At 40.7% G+C, this 18,538-nt stretch carries 16 protein-coding genes; 7 read left to right on the top strand and 9 right to left on the bottom strand.

The window, feature by feature from the left end; translation table 11 throughout:
* Positions 1-21 precede the first annotated feature (21 nt).
* Positions 22-249, bottom strand: a complete 228-nt coding sequence (locus tag ACEXOE_RS07180; protein ID WP_394748058.1) for a hypothetical protein — start codon at positions 247-249, stop codon at positions 22-24.
* A gap of 171 nt (positions 250-420) precedes the next feature.
* On the opposite strand from ACEXOE_RS07180, the gene dcm reads away from it, so the two are divergent.
* Complete coding sequence (dcm, locus tag ACEXOE_RS07175) at positions 421-1,707, top strand: DNA (cytosine-5-)-methyltransferase (RefSeq protein WP_394748057.1); 1,287 nt, start codon at positions 421-423, stop codon at positions 1,705-1,707.
* A complete protein-coding gene (locus ACEXOE_RS07170; RefSeq protein ID WP_394748056.1) occupies positions 1,704-2,225 on the top strand; it encodes a hypothetical protein in 522 nt (173 codons plus the stop codon). Before dcm ends, ACEXOE_RS07170 begins: the two co-directional genes overlap by 4 nt.
* A gap of 42 nt (positions 2,226-2,267) precedes the next feature.
* Here ACEXOE_RS07170 and ACEXOE_RS07165 read toward each other — a convergent pair whose 3' ends face one another.
* Positions 2,268-2,921, bottom strand: a complete 654-nt coding sequence (locus tag ACEXOE_RS07165; protein WP_394748055.1) for a haloacid dehalogenase type II — start codon at positions 2,919-2,921, stop codon at positions 2,268-2,270.
* Between the two features lie 115 nt (positions 2,922-3,036).
* On the opposite strand from ACEXOE_RS07165, the gene ACEXOE_RS07160 reads away from it, so the two are divergent.
* The gene (locus ACEXOE_RS07160; RefSeq protein ID WP_394748054.1) at positions 3,037-3,813 is read left to right on the top strand and encodes a DUF6503 family protein; all 777 of its coding nucleotides are present in this window, start codon (positions 3,037-3,039) and stop codon (positions 3,811-3,813) included.
* Between the two features lie 79 nt (positions 3,814-3,892).
* Here the strand turns inward: ACEXOE_RS07160 and ACEXOE_RS07155 are convergent, their stop codons facing one another.
* The 7 genes from ACEXOE_RS07155 to ACEXOE_RS07125 form a co-directional block, all read right to left on the bottom strand.
* Positions 3,893-5,032, bottom strand: a complete 1,140-nt coding sequence (locus ACEXOE_RS07155) for an ARPP-1 family domain-containing protein (RefSeq protein ID WP_394748053.1) — start codon at positions 5,030-5,032, stop codon at positions 3,893-3,895.
* A gap of 129 nt (positions 5,033-5,161) precedes the next feature.
* Positions 5,162-5,917, bottom strand: a complete 756-nt coding sequence (locus tag ACEXOE_RS07150) for a LytR/AlgR family response regulator transcription factor (RefSeq protein ID WP_394748052.1) — start codon at positions 5,915-5,917, stop codon at positions 5,162-5,164.
* 1 nt (position 5,918) lies between these two features.
* Positions 5,919-8,933, bottom strand: coding sequence for a sensor histidine kinase (locus ACEXOE_RS07145; RefSeq protein WP_394748051.1), 3,015 nt, complete (start codon positions 8,931-8,933; stop codon positions 5,919-5,921).
* An 85-nt stretch (positions 8,934-9,018) separates the two neighbouring features.
* Positions 9,019-10,053, bottom strand: coding sequence for a hypothetical protein (locus ACEXOE_RS07140; RefSeq protein ID WP_394748050.1), 1,035 nt, complete (start codon positions 10,051-10,053; stop codon positions 9,019-9,021).
* Between the two features lie 146 nt (positions 10,054-10,199).
* Positions 10,200-11,087, bottom strand: coding sequence for an SH3 domain-containing protein (locus tag ACEXOE_RS07135; RefSeq protein WP_394748049.1), 888 nt, complete (start codon positions 11,085-11,087; stop codon positions 10,200-10,202).
* Positions 11,088-11,156: 69 nt separating this feature from the next.
* Positions 11,157-11,720 carry a hypothetical protein gene (locus ACEXOE_RS07130; protein WP_394748048.1) on the bottom strand — a complete coding sequence of 188 codons (564 nt, stop codon included), beginning with the start codon at positions 11,718-11,720 and terminating at the stop codon, positions 11,157-11,159.
* 316 nt (positions 11,721-12,036) lie between these two features.
* The gene (locus ACEXOE_RS07125; protein WP_394748047.1) at positions 12,037-14,190 is read right to left on the bottom strand and encodes a VIT and vWA domain-containing protein; all 2,154 of its coding nucleotides are present in this window, start codon (positions 14,188-14,190) and stop codon (positions 12,037-12,039) included.
* Between the two features lie 271 nt (positions 14,191-14,461).
* Here ACEXOE_RS07125 and ACEXOE_RS07120 point away from each other — a divergent pair, with 271 nt between their 5' ends.
* From ACEXOE_RS07120 to ACEXOE_RS07105, 4 genes are all read left to right on the top strand, one after another.
* Positions 14,462-14,761, top strand: a complete 300-nt coding sequence (locus ACEXOE_RS07120) for a hypothetical protein (RefSeq protein WP_394748046.1) — start codon at positions 14,462-14,464, stop codon at positions 14,759-14,761.
* Positions 14,762-15,524: 763 nt separating this feature from the next.
* The gene (locus ACEXOE_RS07115) at positions 15,525-16,916 is read left to right on the top strand and encodes an RtcB family protein (protein ID WP_394748045.1); all 1,392 of its coding nucleotides are present in this window, start codon (positions 15,525-15,527) and stop codon (positions 16,914-16,916) included.
* A 4-nt stretch (positions 16,917-16,920) separates the two neighbouring features.
* Positions 16,921-17,613 carry a peptide chain release factor H gene (gene prfH / locus ACEXOE_RS07110; RefSeq protein WP_394748044.1) on the top strand — a complete coding sequence of 231 codons (693 nt, stop codon included), beginning with the start codon at positions 16,921-16,923 and terminating at the stop codon, positions 17,611-17,613.
* On the top strand, positions 17,604-18,158 hold the full coding sequence (locus tag ACEXOE_RS07105) for a tetratricopeptide repeat protein (protein ID WP_394748043.1): 555 nt from the start codon (positions 17,604-17,606) through the stop codon (positions 18,156-18,158). The genes prfH and ACEXOE_RS07105 overlap by 10 nt, the downstream gene beginning before the upstream one ends.
* The last annotated feature ends 380 nt before the right edge of the window (positions 18,159-18,538 follow it).

Below are 18,538 nucleotides of genomic sequence, written 5' to 3'. Positions count from 1 at the left end.
TAAACGTGTTTCCATATAGGTTTAGCTCTTTTCCCGATTTAGAAAATAGCCACGCAACATTAGCAAAAAATTGATGAAGTGCATCACAGCCAAAAACCAAAGTGAGGTCATTACACAAATTAGCGCAGCCAAAAGTTGACCCCCTGCCATTATGGTATATCCCTTAATGCTTTTGCGATTTAAAAGTTCAAAAGCCACCAAAATCAGAATGGCTGAAGCAATTTCAATGATTGTTTTATAGGGTTCCATGGATCTCCTGATGTTAAGCGACAATCAAATGGTCTCTCTTGTAGCATGAAAATTACAGCTTTTAGCATCAATTTGGGTAAAACATAGGATGAATATCGCTTTTAAGCTAAAGAATCAGAAGAAAAACTGCTATTTTAGACCTGAGCAATACCGTAGTCGAAGAAATTACATATGTCCATTAAAGTAGTAGAACTATTTGCCGGGGTTGGCGGCTTTAGGGTAGGCCTTGAAGGTTATCCCAAAAAAAAGGATGCCAAATATGAGGTATTATGGAGCAATCAATGGGAGCCAAGTACCAAAATACAACATGCCAGCAGCGTTTATAAAAATAGATGGCCAAGGGCCAATCATAGCGAAACCAACATTGAGGAAGTCGTGGAACACCAGTTTGAGCAGATTCCCGATCACGATCTTTTGGTTGGAGGCTTTCCCTGTCAAGATTACTCGGTGGCAACAACTTTAAAAAATGCGAAAGGATTACAAGGTAAAAAAGGAGTGCTTTGGTGGAGTATTGAAGCCATTCTGCGTAGAAAGAAAAAGAAGCCAAAATACCTCTTGTTGGAAAACGTAGATCGTCTGCTACAATCGCCTTCGCATCAGCGGGGCAGGGATTTTGCCATTATGCTATCTTCCCTAAACAATTTGGACTATGCGGTAGAATGGCGGGTCATTAATGCTGCTGAGTATGGCATGCCCCAGCGCAGAAAACGGATTTTCTTTCTGGCCTATCATAAAAGCACAGCGCTCTATAAAAAAATGGCATCCGCCAATGCCGAGGACTGGTTGGATCAGGAAGGTGTTTTTGCACAAACTTTTCCTATAAAAGAATTGACGGAAAGAATATTTGAAGGCGAAATAGGTTCTGATTTAGTAAGGGTCTCCAAAGATTTTAATAGCGACAAAAAATTAAGTCCTTTTAAAAATTCTGGTATAATGATCAATAGTCGATATGTAACGACCAAATCGTACCCAAAATATACCGGCCCCTTCACGACCCTAGAAGATATTTTAATTCCCTTAGACGAAGTTGCCACGGAATTTTTTATCTCCCAAGAAGCTATTGAAAAAGAAAAAGGGTGGAAGTACCTTAAAGGCGCTAAAAATGAACAACGTTACAATAAAACCCAAAACTTCTATTATAATTATGCCGAGGGAAGCATGACATTTCCCGATGCCCTGGATAAAGCATCCAGAACGATCATCACGGGAGAAGGTGGAAAATCACCTTCCCGATTTAAACATGTAGTGCTCCAAGAGGGCCAATATAGACGCCTTACCCCCATTGAACTGGAACGATTGAACATGTTCCCAGACGGCCATACCCAATTGGAGGGTATTTCTGATACCAAAAGAGCTTTTTTTATGGGCAACGCCTTGGTCGTAGGAATCGTAACAAAACTCGGAAAGGCGCTGCACAAGCATATCACTGTTGAAAAAGATAGCAAGAAACCGCTATGAATTGGAAATCTATCTTAGTCATCATATTACTTGTAGTACTCTTCATCTTCATTGTGTACTATCCGTTACAATTTGAGTTTTATGAAAACCTACAGGCAAAAAAATTGGCCGACTTTATATTTATTCCATTTTATGGCATCTTAGTCCTCTATGATTTGTATAAAAACATTGTACAGAAGGAAAGGAAATGGAAAAAATACTTTGTAGATTTTCTGAAAAGTACTGCCATTTTCTCCTTGGCGTATCTCCTTATCCTTCGCTGGTTCTTTTCCTGCTGCCTCTTAGTCCTCAATGCCGTCTTTGGGGAAAAAGAAACGGTAAAAGTTAGCGGTATTATCACCGAAATTGTTCAGCAAAAGGGAAGTGGGAAAGTTTTGGGAACCTATACCATAAATATTCAGGAAGGCGAAAAAAATTACTTTTTCCATTCCAAGGGAAAGGTGCTTAAAAATTATACCGAATACGAATATGTAGAACTACATATGAAAAAGGGTGTACTGAATCTGCTGTATAAATAAACGGGGATTTTTAAAAAATACAGCCCTAAAAATTAGTGGAGGCTATATTAAATGACGTACCTGTGTTAAATTGGACAACACCTCGATCCCCGGTTTTAGAATAATGGGCTCTTGTGTTTTTCCTGAACGATTTATCCACGCGGTCTGCAATCCAAAACTGTGCGCTCCAGCGACATCCCATTGATTGGAAGATAGAAATAGTACTTCGTTTTTGGTCAAAGCCAATTGATTTAATGCCATCTGATACACTTTGGGCGAAGGTTTAAACATCTGAACAGTGTCTACAGACAAAACAGCTTCAAAGTGTAATTGCAATTGCGTATGTGACACCACTTCGGAAAGCATTTTAGGTGATCCATTGGATAAGATTGCGCGTTGTAATCCCTTATTTTTAATCATTTCCAAAGTATCGGGAACATCCTCAAAATAGACTGGAGTAAAGAAGGCTGCCTGCAATATTTCTTGCAGTTCCTGATTGTCAACAGCAGCATTTTTAAATCCAAAATCCAATGCCATTTGGGTAATAGTATCAAAAGATTCATACTTCCCCATAAGGCTGTACAACCAGGTATATTCCAGTTGCTTTTGTCGGCATATGCTTAAAATTTCCTGTGCTTGGGGGTCATGGGCAATGTTATGGGGCAAAGCCATTTTAAACAAGGTACCAAAGGCGTCAAAAATACAAGCTTTTATCATCGGGCAATGTATTGAGGTTGATCGAACAAGTTACTAAAGTATATAAAAAAACAGTAGTGTAAGTTTTCTTTATAAAGAGAGACTATTCCTTCGGAATAAACACAAAAAAACACCCATGAAAACAAACAGAATTATCCTTATGCTGGCTTTCGCAATGATGGCCACAACGCTCCAAGCCCAAGACGCCAAGCAGATTATCGGTGAAGCGGTGGAGGCCTTAGGGGGCAAAAAGAACTTTTTCGGTCTAAAGAACGTAAATTATGATTTGGAATACCGCGCTCCCAAAGGAGCATTGACCTTGATCGCCCATGAAACTTATGTGTTTCACAAGGAGCTATCTACCGCTACTTATACGGAGCATACCCTTTTGGGGAAAAACGGAAAGGTCGTAGAAGGTTACGATGGCACGAATGCCTGGGTGAGCTTTGATGGAAAATTATCTGCAGATGAGCAAGCCAATGGAGTTGCCCGTTTCTTGAGAAAGACCAACTATTACTGGTTTGCCATGTTCTTTAAACTACAGGGCGATGGCGTAAATCTGGAACATACCGGTTCCACAACTGTTAATGGTAAAGCCTACGATATGGTAAAAGTCACCTTTGGCGATGGCGTAGGAGACGGACAGGATACCTATGTGCTCTATGTAAATAAAGAGACCAAATTGATCGATCAATTTTTATTCACTGTTGTTGGTTTCGGGGTTACCGAGCCCAACCTTATGCAGGTGGAATACGAAACGGTTGATGGTATAAAGATCCCTTCAAAAAGAAAATATATTGAATCTAATTGGGATGGTGACATCAAAGGAAAAGAATGGACCATCACCAATTGGACCAACATCAAGTTTAATACTCAAGTGGACAAGTCCATATTTAATAAACCCACAGAGTAATTCGATTTTTTATATTTAGTTCAAATTTAATTGCCCATACTCCGGAAAATGACTCGTTTTCCGGAGTATTTTTTTGCGCTTAATTTACGTTCCTGTAGCGTTGATTCCCTTTTTTCTGGGCAGTTCGTGTATCTCCTTTCATAAAACTCCGATGAATCCATTCCTTTTTGGCAGTATCTTCCGTAATAAAGAGTAGATTTCCTTCTTTGGTATTGGAAATTGTTTTGAAGGTAGTCGTCGCATTGATTTTTTTCATGCTTTGCTGAGCATCTTTGTTCACAGCCTCCATATACGTCTTGATCATCTTTGAAGTGGGCTGGATAAATCCAGAATCTTCGGTTGTACTAATGGCCTCTACAATAATGGATTCCAGCAATTTTTCCCACAAAGCTTCAAAAAGAGCGGTATTATTATAGCGTTCCACACCGTAAATTTCACCATTAATGGCATAGGCATATCCAATGGCATTGGGAATCTGTATTGCATGGGCAAGTGCTTCATAAAATGCCTTTTTTTCTTGCTTTAAACTCTTGTTCTCCAATGCCAGCTGCAGACTGGTATTTGAAGTGCTGTCTGCGACATTCACAGTATACCCATTTTTTTCAGAGAGTTTTTTATTCAGGTGCGACTTTTGTTCGGCTACTTTTCGCCAAACTTTAGCCTGGTCTTTGTCATATCTTGCCGCTAGCTTTAAATCTCGGGAGGATACCATTTTTGTGTTTGAACCAAAAGAAGTGACCGTTTCATTGGCCCGCTGTTGCCAACGTCCCTGTTCGACGCAAAAGCTGGCTAAGCCCACATTTTTAGCCCTTGGCGGAACAATAACATCATAGGCAATGGTTCTGTCTTGTTTTCCTCCCTTGACAATATCTCCAGAGTGGATAAAAATGTAATCATCACTAGTGTTGTCTATGGACAACTCGTTCACTGAGCCCGTTTCATGAACCGTGACCGTCTTCTCCTGCATTGCCCTGGATAAGGTGGTATATATTTTACCTGGGATGGCCGTTTCTCCGCTTAACATAAACAAACTTAGGTTTTGCACCTGAATAGGCTCATGGATCATCACTCCTTCTGTGGTCAATACCTCTTCTATGGAGGGTGTTGCTAGATCTCCTTTGGAAACCCTTCCGGAAATTGTGGTGGTATTCTTTCCATTGCAGCTCAGGGCTGCGATCAAAAATGTAAAAAGTAGGATTGTTGTTTTATTTGCATTCATATCATTGCTTTTCCCAAAGCTACTACGAAGCTTAGCTCACGTCAATCCCTATTGAGGGAGTCTGGGCCTTGATCGAGGGAACCGGTCAAAACAACATATAAAGACACATCACTTCCCAGCGGGCTGGAATTAACGGTGCATACGATCTAACAATTCCATGACCTCTACCTTTTTGCGCACAGAAACCGGCACGTTTTCGCCATTCTTTAACATCAGATAACCTCCATCTGTTTTAATGTAGGCACTGATACATTGCAAATTCACCAAATGGCTTTGATGTACCCGAAGAAACTGATAGTTTTTCAGCATATCGGCAAAATATTTTAAGGTCTTGGTCACAAATATCTTGCGGCCATCCTGTAAATAGAAGATGGTATTATTGCTATCGGAAGCACAACGTACAATATCGTCCAAACTCACAATAATAATTTTATCCAGGGTATGCAGGGAGATTTTATCCGGTTTTTGTTCTGGGGCCGCGAGCGTATCCTTTAAGATGTCCAAACGCTCCTTACTAGGCTGCAATTGTGCCTTGGCCCGCTCTATCGCCTGCGTTAGATCTTCTTGGGCATAAGGTTTTAAAACATAGTCAATAGCAGCAAACTTAAAGGCCCTAATGGCATATTCATCGCTGGCGGTGACAAAGATGATTTTTGAAGAGAGCTGTGGGAAGATCTCTAAAACGTCAAAGCCTGTTCCATCGCCCAACATGATATCCAGAAATAGAATATCCGGTTCCCTTTTTCGCAATAATTTTGCCGCCTCTACCACACTTTGCGCAGTGCCAATGACATTAATTTCAGGATGGTGGGTTTCGATATCGCTTTTTAATAAAGCTAAGGCATCGATCATATCTTCAACAATAATGGCTGTAAGCATAGGCATATCAATAATCGGTTTCTAAAGGTATTTTAAAACGTATCCGTGTTCCGGAAATGCTTTGGTCGGGATTTTTTAATTCTTCGATTTGAAGTGCCCCCTTTCCTGAAATGGATAAGAGGCGTTCTTCGGTTACTTTAAGGGCCATAGATTGATGGTCTGTGGTATTCTTTTGTTTTTGGGATTCGTAGATTCCTATGCCGTTATCGGTAATGGAAACGTGTAAGAAGGAATCGTCCGTGGAAAATACTACCTCCAAATGCCCTTTGGAATTCCCCTTTAAAATGCCATGTCGTATGGCATTTTCTACAAAAGGTTGGATCAACATTGGGGGTATCAAGAGTTCTTCCGGATCTTCTGCCGTATTCACAATTAGATCATAGGCAAAGGATTCTGCCGCCATCAACTGCTCTACTTCAATATAATGCTTTAAGGCCTTAATTTCTTGATCTAGGCTAATGACGTCTTTTCGGGAATTGTATAAGGTCTCTCTGAGCAAGGAGGCAAAACTATTGATCGTATGGTTCATCTTGTCCCGATTATTTGTTCCCAATGCTTTTATACCATTCAGTACATTGAAGATAAAATGAGGATTCATTTGTAACCTCAACGCCTTTTGCTCTAGGGAAAGTAGATGGTTTTCCATCTCCAAACGCTCTTGGACCACAGCATTGCGCCGTTTCACTTTTCGAACATAGGAAAAGCCAAGATAGGCTAAAATCAAGGCAATTAGAGTGAATATTGCCCATTGAAACCAGGTTTTTTGATAAAGAGGTCTATCAATAAAAAACTGAAATCGGATTGGGCTGCTCTCTTCCCATCTATAATTTCTGGATTGGGCCGTAAAGGTATGTTGACCCGAGGCCAAGCCTGCAAAATTTTGACGATTCACTTCGGACCATGGACTCCAATTGTCCTCATTTAATTTAAATCGGTATTGTATTGCTTTGGGGTGATTGATATCTACCGAAGTATACCCAAAAGAGAGCTGCGTCTGATCAGGGCGTAAAAACAGCACCTTGTCACTATTTGTCCAAGAGCGATAGTCTATGCTGTCTATGGCTTTGTATCCTACTTCAACCCTATCAAAATACAACTGTGGTCGCGACGAACCCAGAACGGTTCCTTCGCCCCTGTATTCGGTCAATCCGTATAAGGCCCCAAACCAAAGGTTGCCCTTGGCGTCCTTATCTACGGCATTGAGACAGGTTTCAATGCCTAAAAAACCATCATCCCTGCCGTAATGAAAAATATCCAGAATATTGTTCTCCTGATCCAACAGCAGGTTATCTACACCACGCTCCGTACCTACCCAAAGACGACCATTATTATCAAAAATAAGTTGATAAATGGTATTGGAATAGGAATATTTGGAGCTACTCAACTTTGTAAAATTCGTAGGATCGTCCAGTGTAGTCCACCAAATACCATTCCCAGAAGTACCCAAATACATTTTGTTCTTATGGAAAAGCAAGGTGCCAATGCCTATGTTTTGATCTAAGACCTGACCTAGATCAGTTACTTTCCCCTTCTCAATATAGCCAAGATAGCCATGCTGCGTACTATACCATAGCCTCCCCTGGAAGTCTTCTTTGATATCCCGTATATAGGGGTCTTGTATCCCTTCTTCTTTTCCAAATTTTCGTATGGTTTCAATACTGTCCTTAGTACGATCAAAACGAAACTTTAAGAGGCCGCTAGAATAGCTTGCCGCCCATACGGCATCTCCCTGAACATGTAAACTGCTGATCCAATCCGATAGCAAACCTTTATCCGTATCAATGTGATAGTTCTTTGTCACCCTGGTACGGATCGTATCAATACGGATATTATTCTGATCAATGCTATTAATCACCATACTATCTGCAGCTGTAGTCTCACGATATAAAATTCCTCTTCCATCGGTCCCTGCCCAAATATTCCCCAGAGCATCGGAAGTTATGGTCTTTATTTTGACACCCGTGGCCTGTGGTACCTTTGAAATATGCCGAATCCCTGAAGAATCAATGGTCATGAGTCCCGATTCTGCATTGGAAATCCAAATGGTATTTTCCACGGCATGGACCGCATATACTCGGTTGTCTCGAAGGCCTGTATCCCGATCATAATGCCTAAAACTATTCTCGAAGTACTTGTAAAAACCTCCCCCTGAAGTGGCAATCCATATATTTCCTTGACGGTCTACCATGGTCTTGCGAATATGAAGCACTCCCAATCGCAATCTCTTATCTATTTTATACTTTTCAGTATATTTTTCCAAATCAATAATCGTTAAACCGTCATTGTCCGTGGCAACCCATAATTCATTGGTATTATGAAGGGAAAGGCTATTGATTCTCAGCGGTTCTTTGAGTACAAAATCCGCTTCTTTTTTCATAAGGTCAATGACCAAAATACCATCATGATAGGTTGCTGCGAAAAGGGTGTTTTTGCTTTGAACCAGGGATTTAAAATCATTGTTTTCATACGATTTTAGATCCGCAGTATTGGGCTCCAAAGATGTCGTTTGCCACAAGGCCTTATTTGTGGCGATCCAAAAGGATGTTCCGTCAAAAATAAGGTCGCTAACACTATTCCCATCAATTTCAGTATGTAGTTTTAGTTGTCGCAAGCTTCCATTTCCATAGCTAAAAATTCCCTTTTGCGTCAACAAATAAGTGGTATTCCCTAAGCTTAAAATCCTATTGACTTGAGGAGTAGCCTTATTGAGAAATGTATTTTTTGTTTTAATGGAAAGGCCCTTTTTGGTCCCGATAAAAAGGCTGTCGCCAGTTACGAATAGGGCATGGACATAATTGGATAGTAGGCCTTCCTTTTCTTTGAATACCTTAAAATTCTCCCCATCAAACCTACAAAGTCCTCCCCCCTGGGTTCCCAACCATACGTAACCCATACTGTCCTGTACCATGTCATAGACCTGCGACTGTGAAAGGCCATCTTCCAAAGTATATGCGCGTAATTGGCGTTGTTGAGCCAAGGCCATTGTACTTAGAAAAATAAGGATGTAAGGAATGGTTTTCAACAGGAAAAAATTGGATTTTAGGTCGACATTCAAAGATACTGAAACAGAATATGGTATTTGGTTTATCTTTTTAACGACATTGTTTTTATAATATTTGATATAGTTTTTGATCCCTTATTTCTGGGAAACGATATTCATTGGCATCGTTTTCACTTAAAATGGGTTCCAATACACAGAGCACCGTAGTCTTCCCCTTAATGGTCAATGTATTCTTGTTCACAGCACTCTTCCAGCGGTATTTTTCCAGGGGTATTCCCATTTGAAAAAGTACTTCGGCCATGGCGTCATTGGTCATCAACCAATCCATAATGTCTTCCCTATTCCGGAACACGGGGATATCGGAAACGTCCTCAAAATAAAACTCCCAGTCCACGGGAATATTGAATTTATAGGTATATACCATGCCTTGTTGACCTTCCCTTCTTCTCCTTAAAGCAGACAACCAATCAATATGGGTAGTGCCATAGGCAGCTTCAAAGTTTTTGGCCAAAGCCAATGGGCCGGGCGATTCCCCTGTGGGATAATAGCCGTAATAGGGTTTGGCCAAATAATGTGCTGCAAATTTCCCGCCAAAAACATTGAAATATACAGAAGCGTAGATTTGCGGTGGGGCCTCTGCCGTGAATGCTGCTTTTAGTGCCTGCAACAATTCCTGGTTTTCCCCAAGTCCGCAGGAGTGAAATATAATCTTGGATTCCTTGCCGATCCCCTTATGCAATTTGGGGATTTCACCTGCTTTTAGTGCTTCTTTCAGAGAATTTAAGGTAATACGGGAACCGGAAGGCGTTGTTTTTAAGGACATGCCCCGCCAAGCATTGCTATGGCTTACAATATGAATCTTGTCGTATACCTTATCATCGTAATGCTGCTTCAGCCACAACAAAATTTCCTGAAGTGAAAATAAGGTGTCGATTACACGAACCCCTTGCGCTTTAAAATAAGATCTTGCATTGGCATAGTAGGTATTATCACCCTGGTCAAAACCTGCAATAAAAACTACAGATTGTTTTTCTTTTGGGCAGGGATGATACCCTATTGGACTAAGGTCTCGTTTCTGTATTTGCGAACCCTCACAGGCCATGCAGAGAATCAAGCACCATAGTATTCCTGCTAATTTCATACGATTCTAGTTTTTAGTAGTGTTTTAATATGCTAACCCATGTTTGTATTCTTATCCCAAGAATTTAAGCTCAGCCGAATTATGAATTTTGAGGGATTCGCACTTAGAGTGCTGCATCCCTCAAAATTTATAGGGGTAATACCTTCTCAACTTGCAATCTCATAGGCTAATATAGTAGGGGCGATATCTGACTCCAAGAGTTTATAGCCATCCCAGATATAGTAGGTCTCTGTCATTTTGCGTTTTATCTTCCCCGAGGTATCATCTATAGCTTGTTGGGAATCCAATTTTCCACTTCTTTTAATAATTTTCCCCGTCTTCCCTTCCATATCCGAAGGGAAAATAAAGGCTTCGCTCTCACTATAAGCGGCATCCAAGGTTTCTACCAAATTGGCAACATGATAGAATTTCCCGTTGTTCCAGAACATATAATTCATATTGGTGGCACACCCAAAACTATCATTACAGGGGGTAAATAGGGTGATGATATCTTCCACATTGTACAAGCCTTTGTTTCCGATATTCTTAACGCCCCAAGGTTGGATCTCTTTGGCTGCAAAAACAATTTTATCGAGCTGTATCCCTTGTTTAAAAGCTCTCATCTGATAGCTTTTTACTTGTACTCCGTTGGGGTCTACCAAACTGCTTTCCAGGCCAAAAACGAACTTGACATTAGGTTCTGCCTGACTGCCAAAAGAATGCTGTGCAATGAAGCCGCCCCAAAGCCATCCCTTCTGATCGGCTGTGCTCACCCGGTACCAATTGCTGGTGATACCGTTAATGGTTTCCTGATTCTTGCTTTTTTCCCAAAGAATCAATTTTGATCCTATATCCAATACCGCTCTTTTTTTGCAATCCGTTGTTGGGCAATCGCGTAAAAAGACTTTATCTGCCAATAGGTATTGATAGGATACTTCTTCCGGGAATACCTGGTTTTCCATGGTTGCAAAGTTTACTTCGGGAGTGGTTTGGGCAAAGCTATTTGCCATAACGATCATCCAAAGGATGAACATGCTATTTTTTAAATTTCTCATGCGTTCTAATTTTTGTGTTTAACATTCATTTTTTTGTGCTGTGCACAGGGGGTGAAGATTCTTTTGGACCTATCTTCCTGCATCCCCTTTTACTTCCATTTCAAAGTCATCGTCCTTCCAGACAATACGGTCCAATACGGCTACTTTCTGGATATCAAAGCTATCGTCATAGATTACTTTTGTTTTTAAAATGGTGCCTTCGGTGCCATAGGCCTGATTGGGGAAGATGTACTGAAAATTAGGTTCCGGACCCTCACAATACACATTTTCCAACATGGGCAGTGCCACTAGATCATTGGTGTCGGTCATCATAAAATAATAGGCTTCAACACCAGAACAGCAAGCTGCATACTCCACTTCGATCTTAATAATCTCCAAAACACCTTCTAAATCCGGGGATTCCAAAACGGAAAGTGCTACGCCTTCAAACAAATCATCATCTTCAATAATAATGGTGGAAAGCATTTCAAACGGCATCCCCTGCTGCACCAAATGGAAGGCATAGGACTCGTATTCGCTTTCTTTGTCCGTAGCTTGTTTTACCACAGTGTACTTCTCTGTAGGTAAGAATGCTTGGGCCTGTATCGTGTGAAAACCCAATAAGGCTGCGATAAGGATAAAGATATTCTTCATGATAATTTCTTTTAGTTTTTAGTATTCGTTTCCTCAAAAGTACGTGGGATCCTTCCTTAAATTAGGGCAGTTTTAGTATCCGTAGCCGTTGGTCTAGAATTCGTAAGTACAAACAGAAATCACCCTCATTTAGGTACTATTTTGGACACTATTAAAACACCCCTAGGTCCCCTTGAAGGGACTAGAGGGGTGCATCATCACAGATCATTTCAGCATGTTATGGTAATAGGATTACGAAAAAGAAAAACCCATAGGGCTAAGAATCCCTATGGGTTCTCTCCCCGCCTCAGCGGGAGACACACCAACTAATCAAACACTATTTCTTTAAGGTCAACCGCAATTCTTTGGTTAGTTTTAATTGCGGAACTTTTTTTCTGAGGAGCTCTTCCCATAATTTTTGGGCAAAAACCCATTGACCGTTTTCTTTTTGTTCTACGCGTGTTAGCTCTCCTTTGACGTTAAAGCTAAACCGGAGCTCTGTATGTTGTTCCAGATATTTCTTTGCCCATTTCATATAGGTGGCTTTAAATGCAATTGTTAAATTTCTTTTTTCTGTTTGATCAAATGTTCCTTCCAGATGTACGTGATACGAAGGCCTATATTTTGTTTTTCCTACGATAGTAGCTTCAGCACCCACAGCCATATTAGAAACGCCCTGGGGCATTGGTAGGGGTTGTTTCACCCTTTTACGCTTGCCATCGGGGTTCACCACACTGACATCTACTGCGACAAAGGAGGTATACTGTGTCATTAAATTATAGCGCAGTCCAAGAGCGGTAACCTCCTCTTTTTGATCTTCGTAAAAGAGTTTTCCATAATCGTCCAGTTGTTCAATTTTCTTTCGTGCCCATAGGTAGCGAAGGGCTTCGTTCTTGAGGCTATTTTTCCCTTGTCTTACAGGATATTCCTGCACAAACTTTTGGTTGCCCTGGTATCCGCTCACACGGACAGTACCTTTGGGTTTCCCCTTGTATTTTCCGTATATGAGCACTGGTCTTGCGGCAAAGACATCGGGAATCTTTGCGGGAATCTGATCATATATTTCAAAACCTTCGGTCTCCAATTGTATTTGGGTCAACAATGGACGATCTATATAGTGTTTAAATGTTTGGGCCACTTCCCTTGCTTCTTCCCTTGTTGTAGCGATAAAAGACTCACTTTGGGAAACTTTGGCCATCCCTTCGATCAAATACCGATTTACACTGGATCCTATGCCGAATGTGAACACATTGGCCTGGTCTAAATGTTCTTGAATCAATTGAAAGGCTTTTTTCTCCACACTCACATAACCATCGGTAATCACCACCATAGACCTTGCGCTATTCGTTGCTGTTCTTGGCAATTGGTACGCCGTTTCCAACGCATTCAGCAATTGGGTGCCTCCACCTCCCTGTCCTTCGGACAGAAAGCGTATGGCCGCCTCAATACTATCATTATGAGCTGCTACAGGCGTTGGACTAAACAAGGTGGAGCTCGAGGCAAAGAGTTGCACATTAAACGTGTCCGTGGTTCTAAGGCTGCACAATAAATTTCGCATCAATTCCTTGGATACTTCAAGGGGATATCCATTCATAGAGCCCGAAACATCTACAATAAAAAGGTATTCTCTAGGAGGGATTTCATGCAAAGCGGTTTGTTTGGGCGGTTCCATTAAATAAGCAAAAAAGTGCTCCTCTTGGTCCTCGTACAACAGCAGACCTGTTTGTATTGCATTTCCCCTTAGGCTATAGCGAAGAACAAAATCCCTATTGGCCGGGTTTTCATTGCTTTTGGACAGGAATACCTCTGCTGTTTTTGCATCGGGATACTTGGTGTTGATCGTATGCGAAGGGCTATGGATATGTTGAATAATCATACCAGCATTCAATGCCAGCTGAAGTTCAAAGTCAAAAGTGGTCCTAATTCCCTTCCCTGTATAAGGTTGTCCAAAGACCGTTTCCCCACTGTCCTGCTCCCCAGTAAATCTTGGGCCTACTACCCCTGGAGCTACAAACTCATATTCTCCTTGGGAAGGCACTAATAGTTCTGTATAAAAAATTTCTATGGAAAGCTCATCTCCGGGCATAATGTTCCCCACCTTCATCTTAAAGACATTGGGCCTATGTTGGTCTAGTTTTGCTGCTCGTTTTCCCTCGGATACTGCCTTATCATATACTTTTTTGGCTTCCTCTTTTTCAAAAATTTTCGCTTCAATGCTTCGATCTCCTATGGTCATTTCCATGCGGTGCACCGCAGCCTGGGTACTCATAGGGAATACATATTCAGCTTCAAGGGGAACCTTCCCACTGTTCTGATATACCTGAACCAAGGCCACATGGGCAATAGTTCCTGAAATCTGTACATTGACCTTTGAACTTTTCAAGGGAATATGCGCTTCTTTAGCCTTCACTGCCAAATAAGGGCTGTTGCTTTCTTGGCCCATTGTTGCCAGAGTTACTAGAAAAAAGAAAAGAATGCTGAAGTGTTTCATAGTGTTTAATTTTTGGATAAACTTGGATTTCTTATTTCAAATGTAGCGGTGAAATAAGGCCTAATGGAGATGCTTTTAGAATTCGTTAAGGGAAAACTAGAATTCGTATGGATATTGCTTTTCGTACCGTATTCTGCGTTTATTTTCAGAAAATTTTGAAGATTTCCTCAATATTTAGCATCTTTGCCGCAGTTCATTGAAAATTCTTTTGAAATTCTTTTAAAGCATATGTCCTTCCATAAGGGAGGTACATAATCTTTAAAATCATAACATGATGAATTGGAAAATTCAAAAATTGCAAGATGGTGAGACCATTATTTCAAAGGAACCTGGAAATTCTATGTTGCCCCTTCTAAAATCCAAACAAGCGGTTAGGCTCTCTCCTATCTCTTGGGAAGATTGCGAAGTTGGTGATATTGTCTATTGTAAAGTTCGTGGAAACTGCTTTACGCACCTTGTCAAAGGTAAAAATGACAAAAGAGGGTTGTTAATTGGTAACAATCACGGTAGAATTAACGGATGGACAAAAAATGTATATGGAAAAGTAATTGAAATATTACCCATGCCATAGGCATTTTTCATTTAGATTTTAAATTCAAGAATAAATAAATTATATGACGAGTTATTTTTTACATATACAGGACGCTTATGAGCAACATTGTCATGAACTCGATCGATAGTACGACTGTAATAATGATATAAAAGCTGTAGCGTCCACCAAATTGGACGCTTTTTTTATGTCTTTTTTGAAAAAAGAAAATAAGGTATTGCTATTGCCAATAAATGCTAATCCTATGAGCGCCAATAAGCTAAGAATCCGTGAAATATCGGACAGGGAATCTACATTCTAAATTGAATGTAACTAATTGACTATCAGATAATTAATTTAATTTTTTCTTGTGTATTCCGAGAAATGAATTTAGCTTTGCACCGCAATCAGAGTTATCCCGTTCCATTACCGCCCAGGCGCGGAGCAAAATGCTAACAGATAGGTACGCGATAGCCTCCCTGCGCAAACAAGTAATAACCGTCCTTTACAAAGGACCTCTAACAGAAGTAGTATGCGACATTTAAATATACCTCCGAGTGCCACCACAGGGAAAGACTCCTTTGGTGTGCTGCTTCTGGACTCCTTATAATCCACTTCTTTAGGATTATTCGTTAGGCTCCGAAGCGTTTAGGTTTCGGATTTTTTGTTTTCGCCTATTTCCAGTGCGAAAAATACCGGAAATTTTTATAAAAAACGTGCTGTTCCAAACACTTCGCTTTACGAGCTATTCTTGGCTGTTTGGCGTGCATGGAGCGGGACATCACGAGTTTAGTATTCATAAATCATGGGAAAGAAATTAAGTGGAAAAGACCTCATTAAATTAGGGTTTCCAAAAAATAATAGCATCAACATTACTTTAGGGCAAATCAACAGATACCATAAACGCAAGAAAAAAGAACAGGTGTTGTTGGAAGCCAAGAAGGTATTGCTACATCCGGAACAGTACCAGGGAGATGGCGTTTGGGGTAAAATAGCAGAGAGTTTACTAAAGCCGGTAGTAGTGAAAAAACAGGAATTAAAGACCGTCCGTGCACCCTTTCAAATTTTTGGGGAACATGAAATCGATGATCAGGCAAAATATCAATTGTACGATGCGCTAAAACTACCGATTTCCGTGTCAGGGGCATTAATGCCCGATGCGCATGCCGGCTATGGCCTGCCCATTGGAGGTGTCTTGGCCACAAAAAATGCGGTTATTCCGTATGGCGTTGGTGTGGATATTGGCTGCAGTATGTATTTAAGTGTGTATCCTATTCCGGTAGGTTATCTAAAAGGGAAAAAGCATCAATTGGTCAATATGCTTTCTGAACATTCAAAATTTGGAATGTATGAAACGCATCGTGTAAAACACGATCATGCGGTTTTTGAACGGAAAGAATTTAAAGATATTCCTTTGGTAAAACGCCTGAAAGATAAGGCCTATAAACAATTGGGAACTTCAGGAAGTGGAAATCACTTTGTAGAGTTTGGGGAGGTTGCCATTACCACTATGGATAATGCATGGAATCTAAAACCCGGTTTGTATTTGGGATTGTTATCCCATAGTGGATCTCGTGGTTTAGGCGCCCATATTGCAAAGCATTATACCTATTTGGCAAGCAAGCAATGCCCCTTGCCCAAGCATGTACAACATCTGGCATGGCTGGACCTCAGCACGCATGATGGTCAGGAGTACTGGCAGGCCATGTCCTTGGCAGGGGATTACGCCAGGGCATGTCATGAAGATATTCACGCCCGATTCTCAAAATTGTTGGGAAGCCGGGCCATTGCCCAGGTTGGAAATCTACACAATTTTGCGTGGAAACAGCAAGTGAATGGGGAAGAATGCATTGTACATAGGAAAGGAGCCACTCCTGCGGCAGCAGGGGAATTAGGAATAATTCCGGGGTCCATGACTGCTCCGGGATACATTGTAAAAGGTTTGGGCAACACGGCCAGCTTGGCATCGGCTTCTCACGGAGCGGGGCGTTTGTTCTCTAGAAGGAAGTGCAAAGAACAGTTCACAAAAAGTGCCATTAAAAAGGTTCTAGCCCTGCATGAGGTAAGCCTTATAGGCGGGGGCATAGATGAAGCGCCGATGGCGTATAAGGATATTGAAAAAGTAATGAAAAATCAACAAGAATTGGTAGAAGTCCTCGGGACTTTTACGCCAAAAATTGTCCGAATGGACAAATAGCAGAATGAAAAGGATTGTACAAATAACAGCAGGAAAAGGCCCGGCAGAATGTGCTTGGGTCGTTGCCAAAGTACTAAAATACTTTTTGGTCGAGGCACGGGAACATCAATTGAAAACGGATATCCTTAAAAAAGAGAATGGCCTTCAGAACGGTACCGTACAATCGGTAAGTATCGCTTTGGTCGGGAAAGACCTGGATACTTTCCTGAGCCCTTGGTTGGGTACTATACAATGGATAGGACAATCCCCGTATAGAAAACAACATCAGCGAAAAAACTGGTTTATTGGGCTATTTGAGGTACATGCGAAGGAAAGCTTGGTTTTCCAGGAAACCGATATTGCATTTCAAGCCATGAGGCGTTCGGGACCGGGAGGACAACATGTCAATAAGGTAAGTTCTGCCATACGAGCCACACATATACCAACACGTATAGCCGTAGTGGTTTCCAACAGCAGATCACAACAGCAGAATAAAAAGTTGGCTGTAATGCGCCTTAGGGAGAAAGTATATAGCGCGCAACGCAACGCACAGCAAGAACAATTGAACAAAATATGGGAGAACCATCACCATTTAGAGCGAGGGAATCCCATACGCATATTTAAAGGGACTGATTTTAAGTATAAGAAAGAAATAAAATCCTATAAATCGGTCCGGCAACAATTAAAAAACAATTTAAAAAATACGTCATGGGACTAACTATAGCAGATAGCTACTATTTAAAGGCAAAATCGGCCATATGGGGTTTTTGCGGAGATTGGGAAGAAGCATGTGAAGCTTTAAACTACGCTTTGTCCTATGATGAAACGCATTGCCCATCACTGTGCCTTCTAGGCGAAATCTATGCAAAAAATTTGAGTCGATTTTCAGAAGCCTTTGCTTGTTTTGATCAGGTCATCGCTGTAGATAATAGCTATGTAGAAGTGTATCCGTTATACGTAAAATACTTGATATGGGCAGAGGAACAGGAGCGCGCAAAGAAATTAATTGACTTTGCCTTGACCATAAAAGGGGTAGGCAGAGGTTCTCTATTGCAATTGTCTTCCTATATCCACGAAACACAAGGAGAGTACAAAACTTCTTTAAAGCAATTAAAAGAGGCGAAAAAGGAGGCGTATAACGATAATTTCTTTGGGTATCTAGAGGATGAAGAAGAGCGTATAAAGAAAAAGCGAAAGCTGAATAGGATGAATGGCAAGAAGAAAAAAAAGGTCAAAAAGAGAAACAAGAAGCGAAAAAAATAAAAAGGTTGTTCGTGAAATATTTTAGTAAAAATCATGTAGTGTCAAACAGAGGAATAGGAGTGTATTGAAACAGAAGGCGGTTGATAGACAGGCAATGGTAAAAATGTTCTTTATCTGCATAAAAGCGGACAGGAATCCTATATGCTAATTTTTATTTAACTATCTGATTATCAGTAAAATAAATCATTTTTTTCTTGTGTATTTCAAAAAACAAATGTAGTTTTGCCCCGTCAGAAAAAATAAACAGAATCTGACATCATTTAAAATGTATAAAAAACAAAAAATGAAACATATCGTAAGATATAAAGACCAGAATATTGAAGCCTGGATGCCAAGTTATTTTGGATGTTTATCAGAATTAAATACAGGGAGAAATCGCT

This window comes from Spongiimicrobium salis (assembly GCF_043678055.1).
Lineage (GTDB): Bacteria > Bacteroidota > Bacteroidia > Flavobacteriales > Flavobacteriaceae > Spongiimicrobium > Spongiimicrobium salis.
The sequence above is the reverse complement of the archived record's forward strand: the minus strand, read 5'-3'. Positions and strand labels throughout refer to the sequence as shown.

Excerpts from the sequence above, each read along its gene's own strand:
- ACEXOE_RS07130 (WP_394748048.1), bottom strand. The coding sequence starts at position 11,720 with ATGAAGAATATCTTTATCCTTATCGCAGCCTTATTGGGTTTTCACACG.
- ACEXOE_RS07135 (WP_394748049.1), bottom strand. The coding sequence starts at position 11,087 with ATGAGAAATTTAAAAAATAGCATGTTCATCCTTTGGATGATCGTTATG.
- ACEXOE_RS07150 (WP_394748052.1), bottom strand. The coding sequence starts at position 5,917 with ATGCCTATGCTTACAGCCATTATTGTTGAAGATATGATCGATGCCTTA.
- ACEXOE_RS07160 (WP_394748054.1), top strand. The coding sequence starts at position 3,037 with ATGAAAACAAACAGAATTATCCTTATGCTGGCTTTCGCAATGATGGCC.
- ACEXOE_RS07105 (WP_394748043.1), top strand. The coding sequence starts at position 17,604 with ATGGGACTAACTATAGCAGATAGCTACTATTTAAAGGCAAAATCGGCC.
- ACEXOE_RS07155 (WP_394748053.1), bottom strand. The coding sequence starts at position 5,032 with ATGAATGCAAATAAAACAACAATCCTACTTTTTACATTTTTGATCGCA.
- ACEXOE_RS07115 (WP_394748045.1), top strand. The coding sequence starts at position 15,525 with ATGGGAAAGAAATTAAGTGGAAAAGACCTCATTAAATTAGGGTTTCCA.
- ACEXOE_RS07180 (WP_394748058.1), bottom strand. The coding sequence starts at position 249 with ATGGAACCCTATAAAACAATCATTGAAATTGCTTCAGCCATTCTGATT.
- ACEXOE_RS07120 (WP_394748046.1), top strand. The coding sequence starts at position 14,462 with ATGATGAATTGGAAAATTCAAAAATTGCAAGATGGTGAGACCATTATT.
- ACEXOE_RS07125 (WP_394748047.1), bottom strand. The coding sequence starts at position 14,190 with ATGAAACACTTCAGCATTCTTTTCTTTTTTCTAGTAACTCTGGCAACA.
- prfH (WP_394748044.1), top strand. The coding sequence starts at position 16,921 with ATGAAAAGGATTGTACAAATAACAGCAGGAAAAGGCCCGGCAGAATGT.
- ACEXOE_RS07165 (WP_394748055.1), bottom strand. The coding sequence starts at position 2,921 with ATGATAAAAGCTTGTATTTTTGACGCCTTTGGTACCTTGTTTAAAATG.
- dcm (WP_394748057.1), top strand. The coding sequence starts at position 421 with ATGTCCATTAAAGTAGTAGAACTATTTGCCGGGGTTGGCGGCTTTAGG.
- ACEXOE_RS07170 (WP_394748056.1), top strand. The coding sequence starts at position 1,704 with ATGAATTGGAAATCTATCTTAGTCATCATATTACTTGTAGTACTCTTC.
- ACEXOE_RS07140 (WP_394748050.1), bottom strand. The coding sequence starts at position 10,053 with ATGAAATTAGCAGGAATACTATGGTGCTTGATTCTCTGCATGGCCTGT.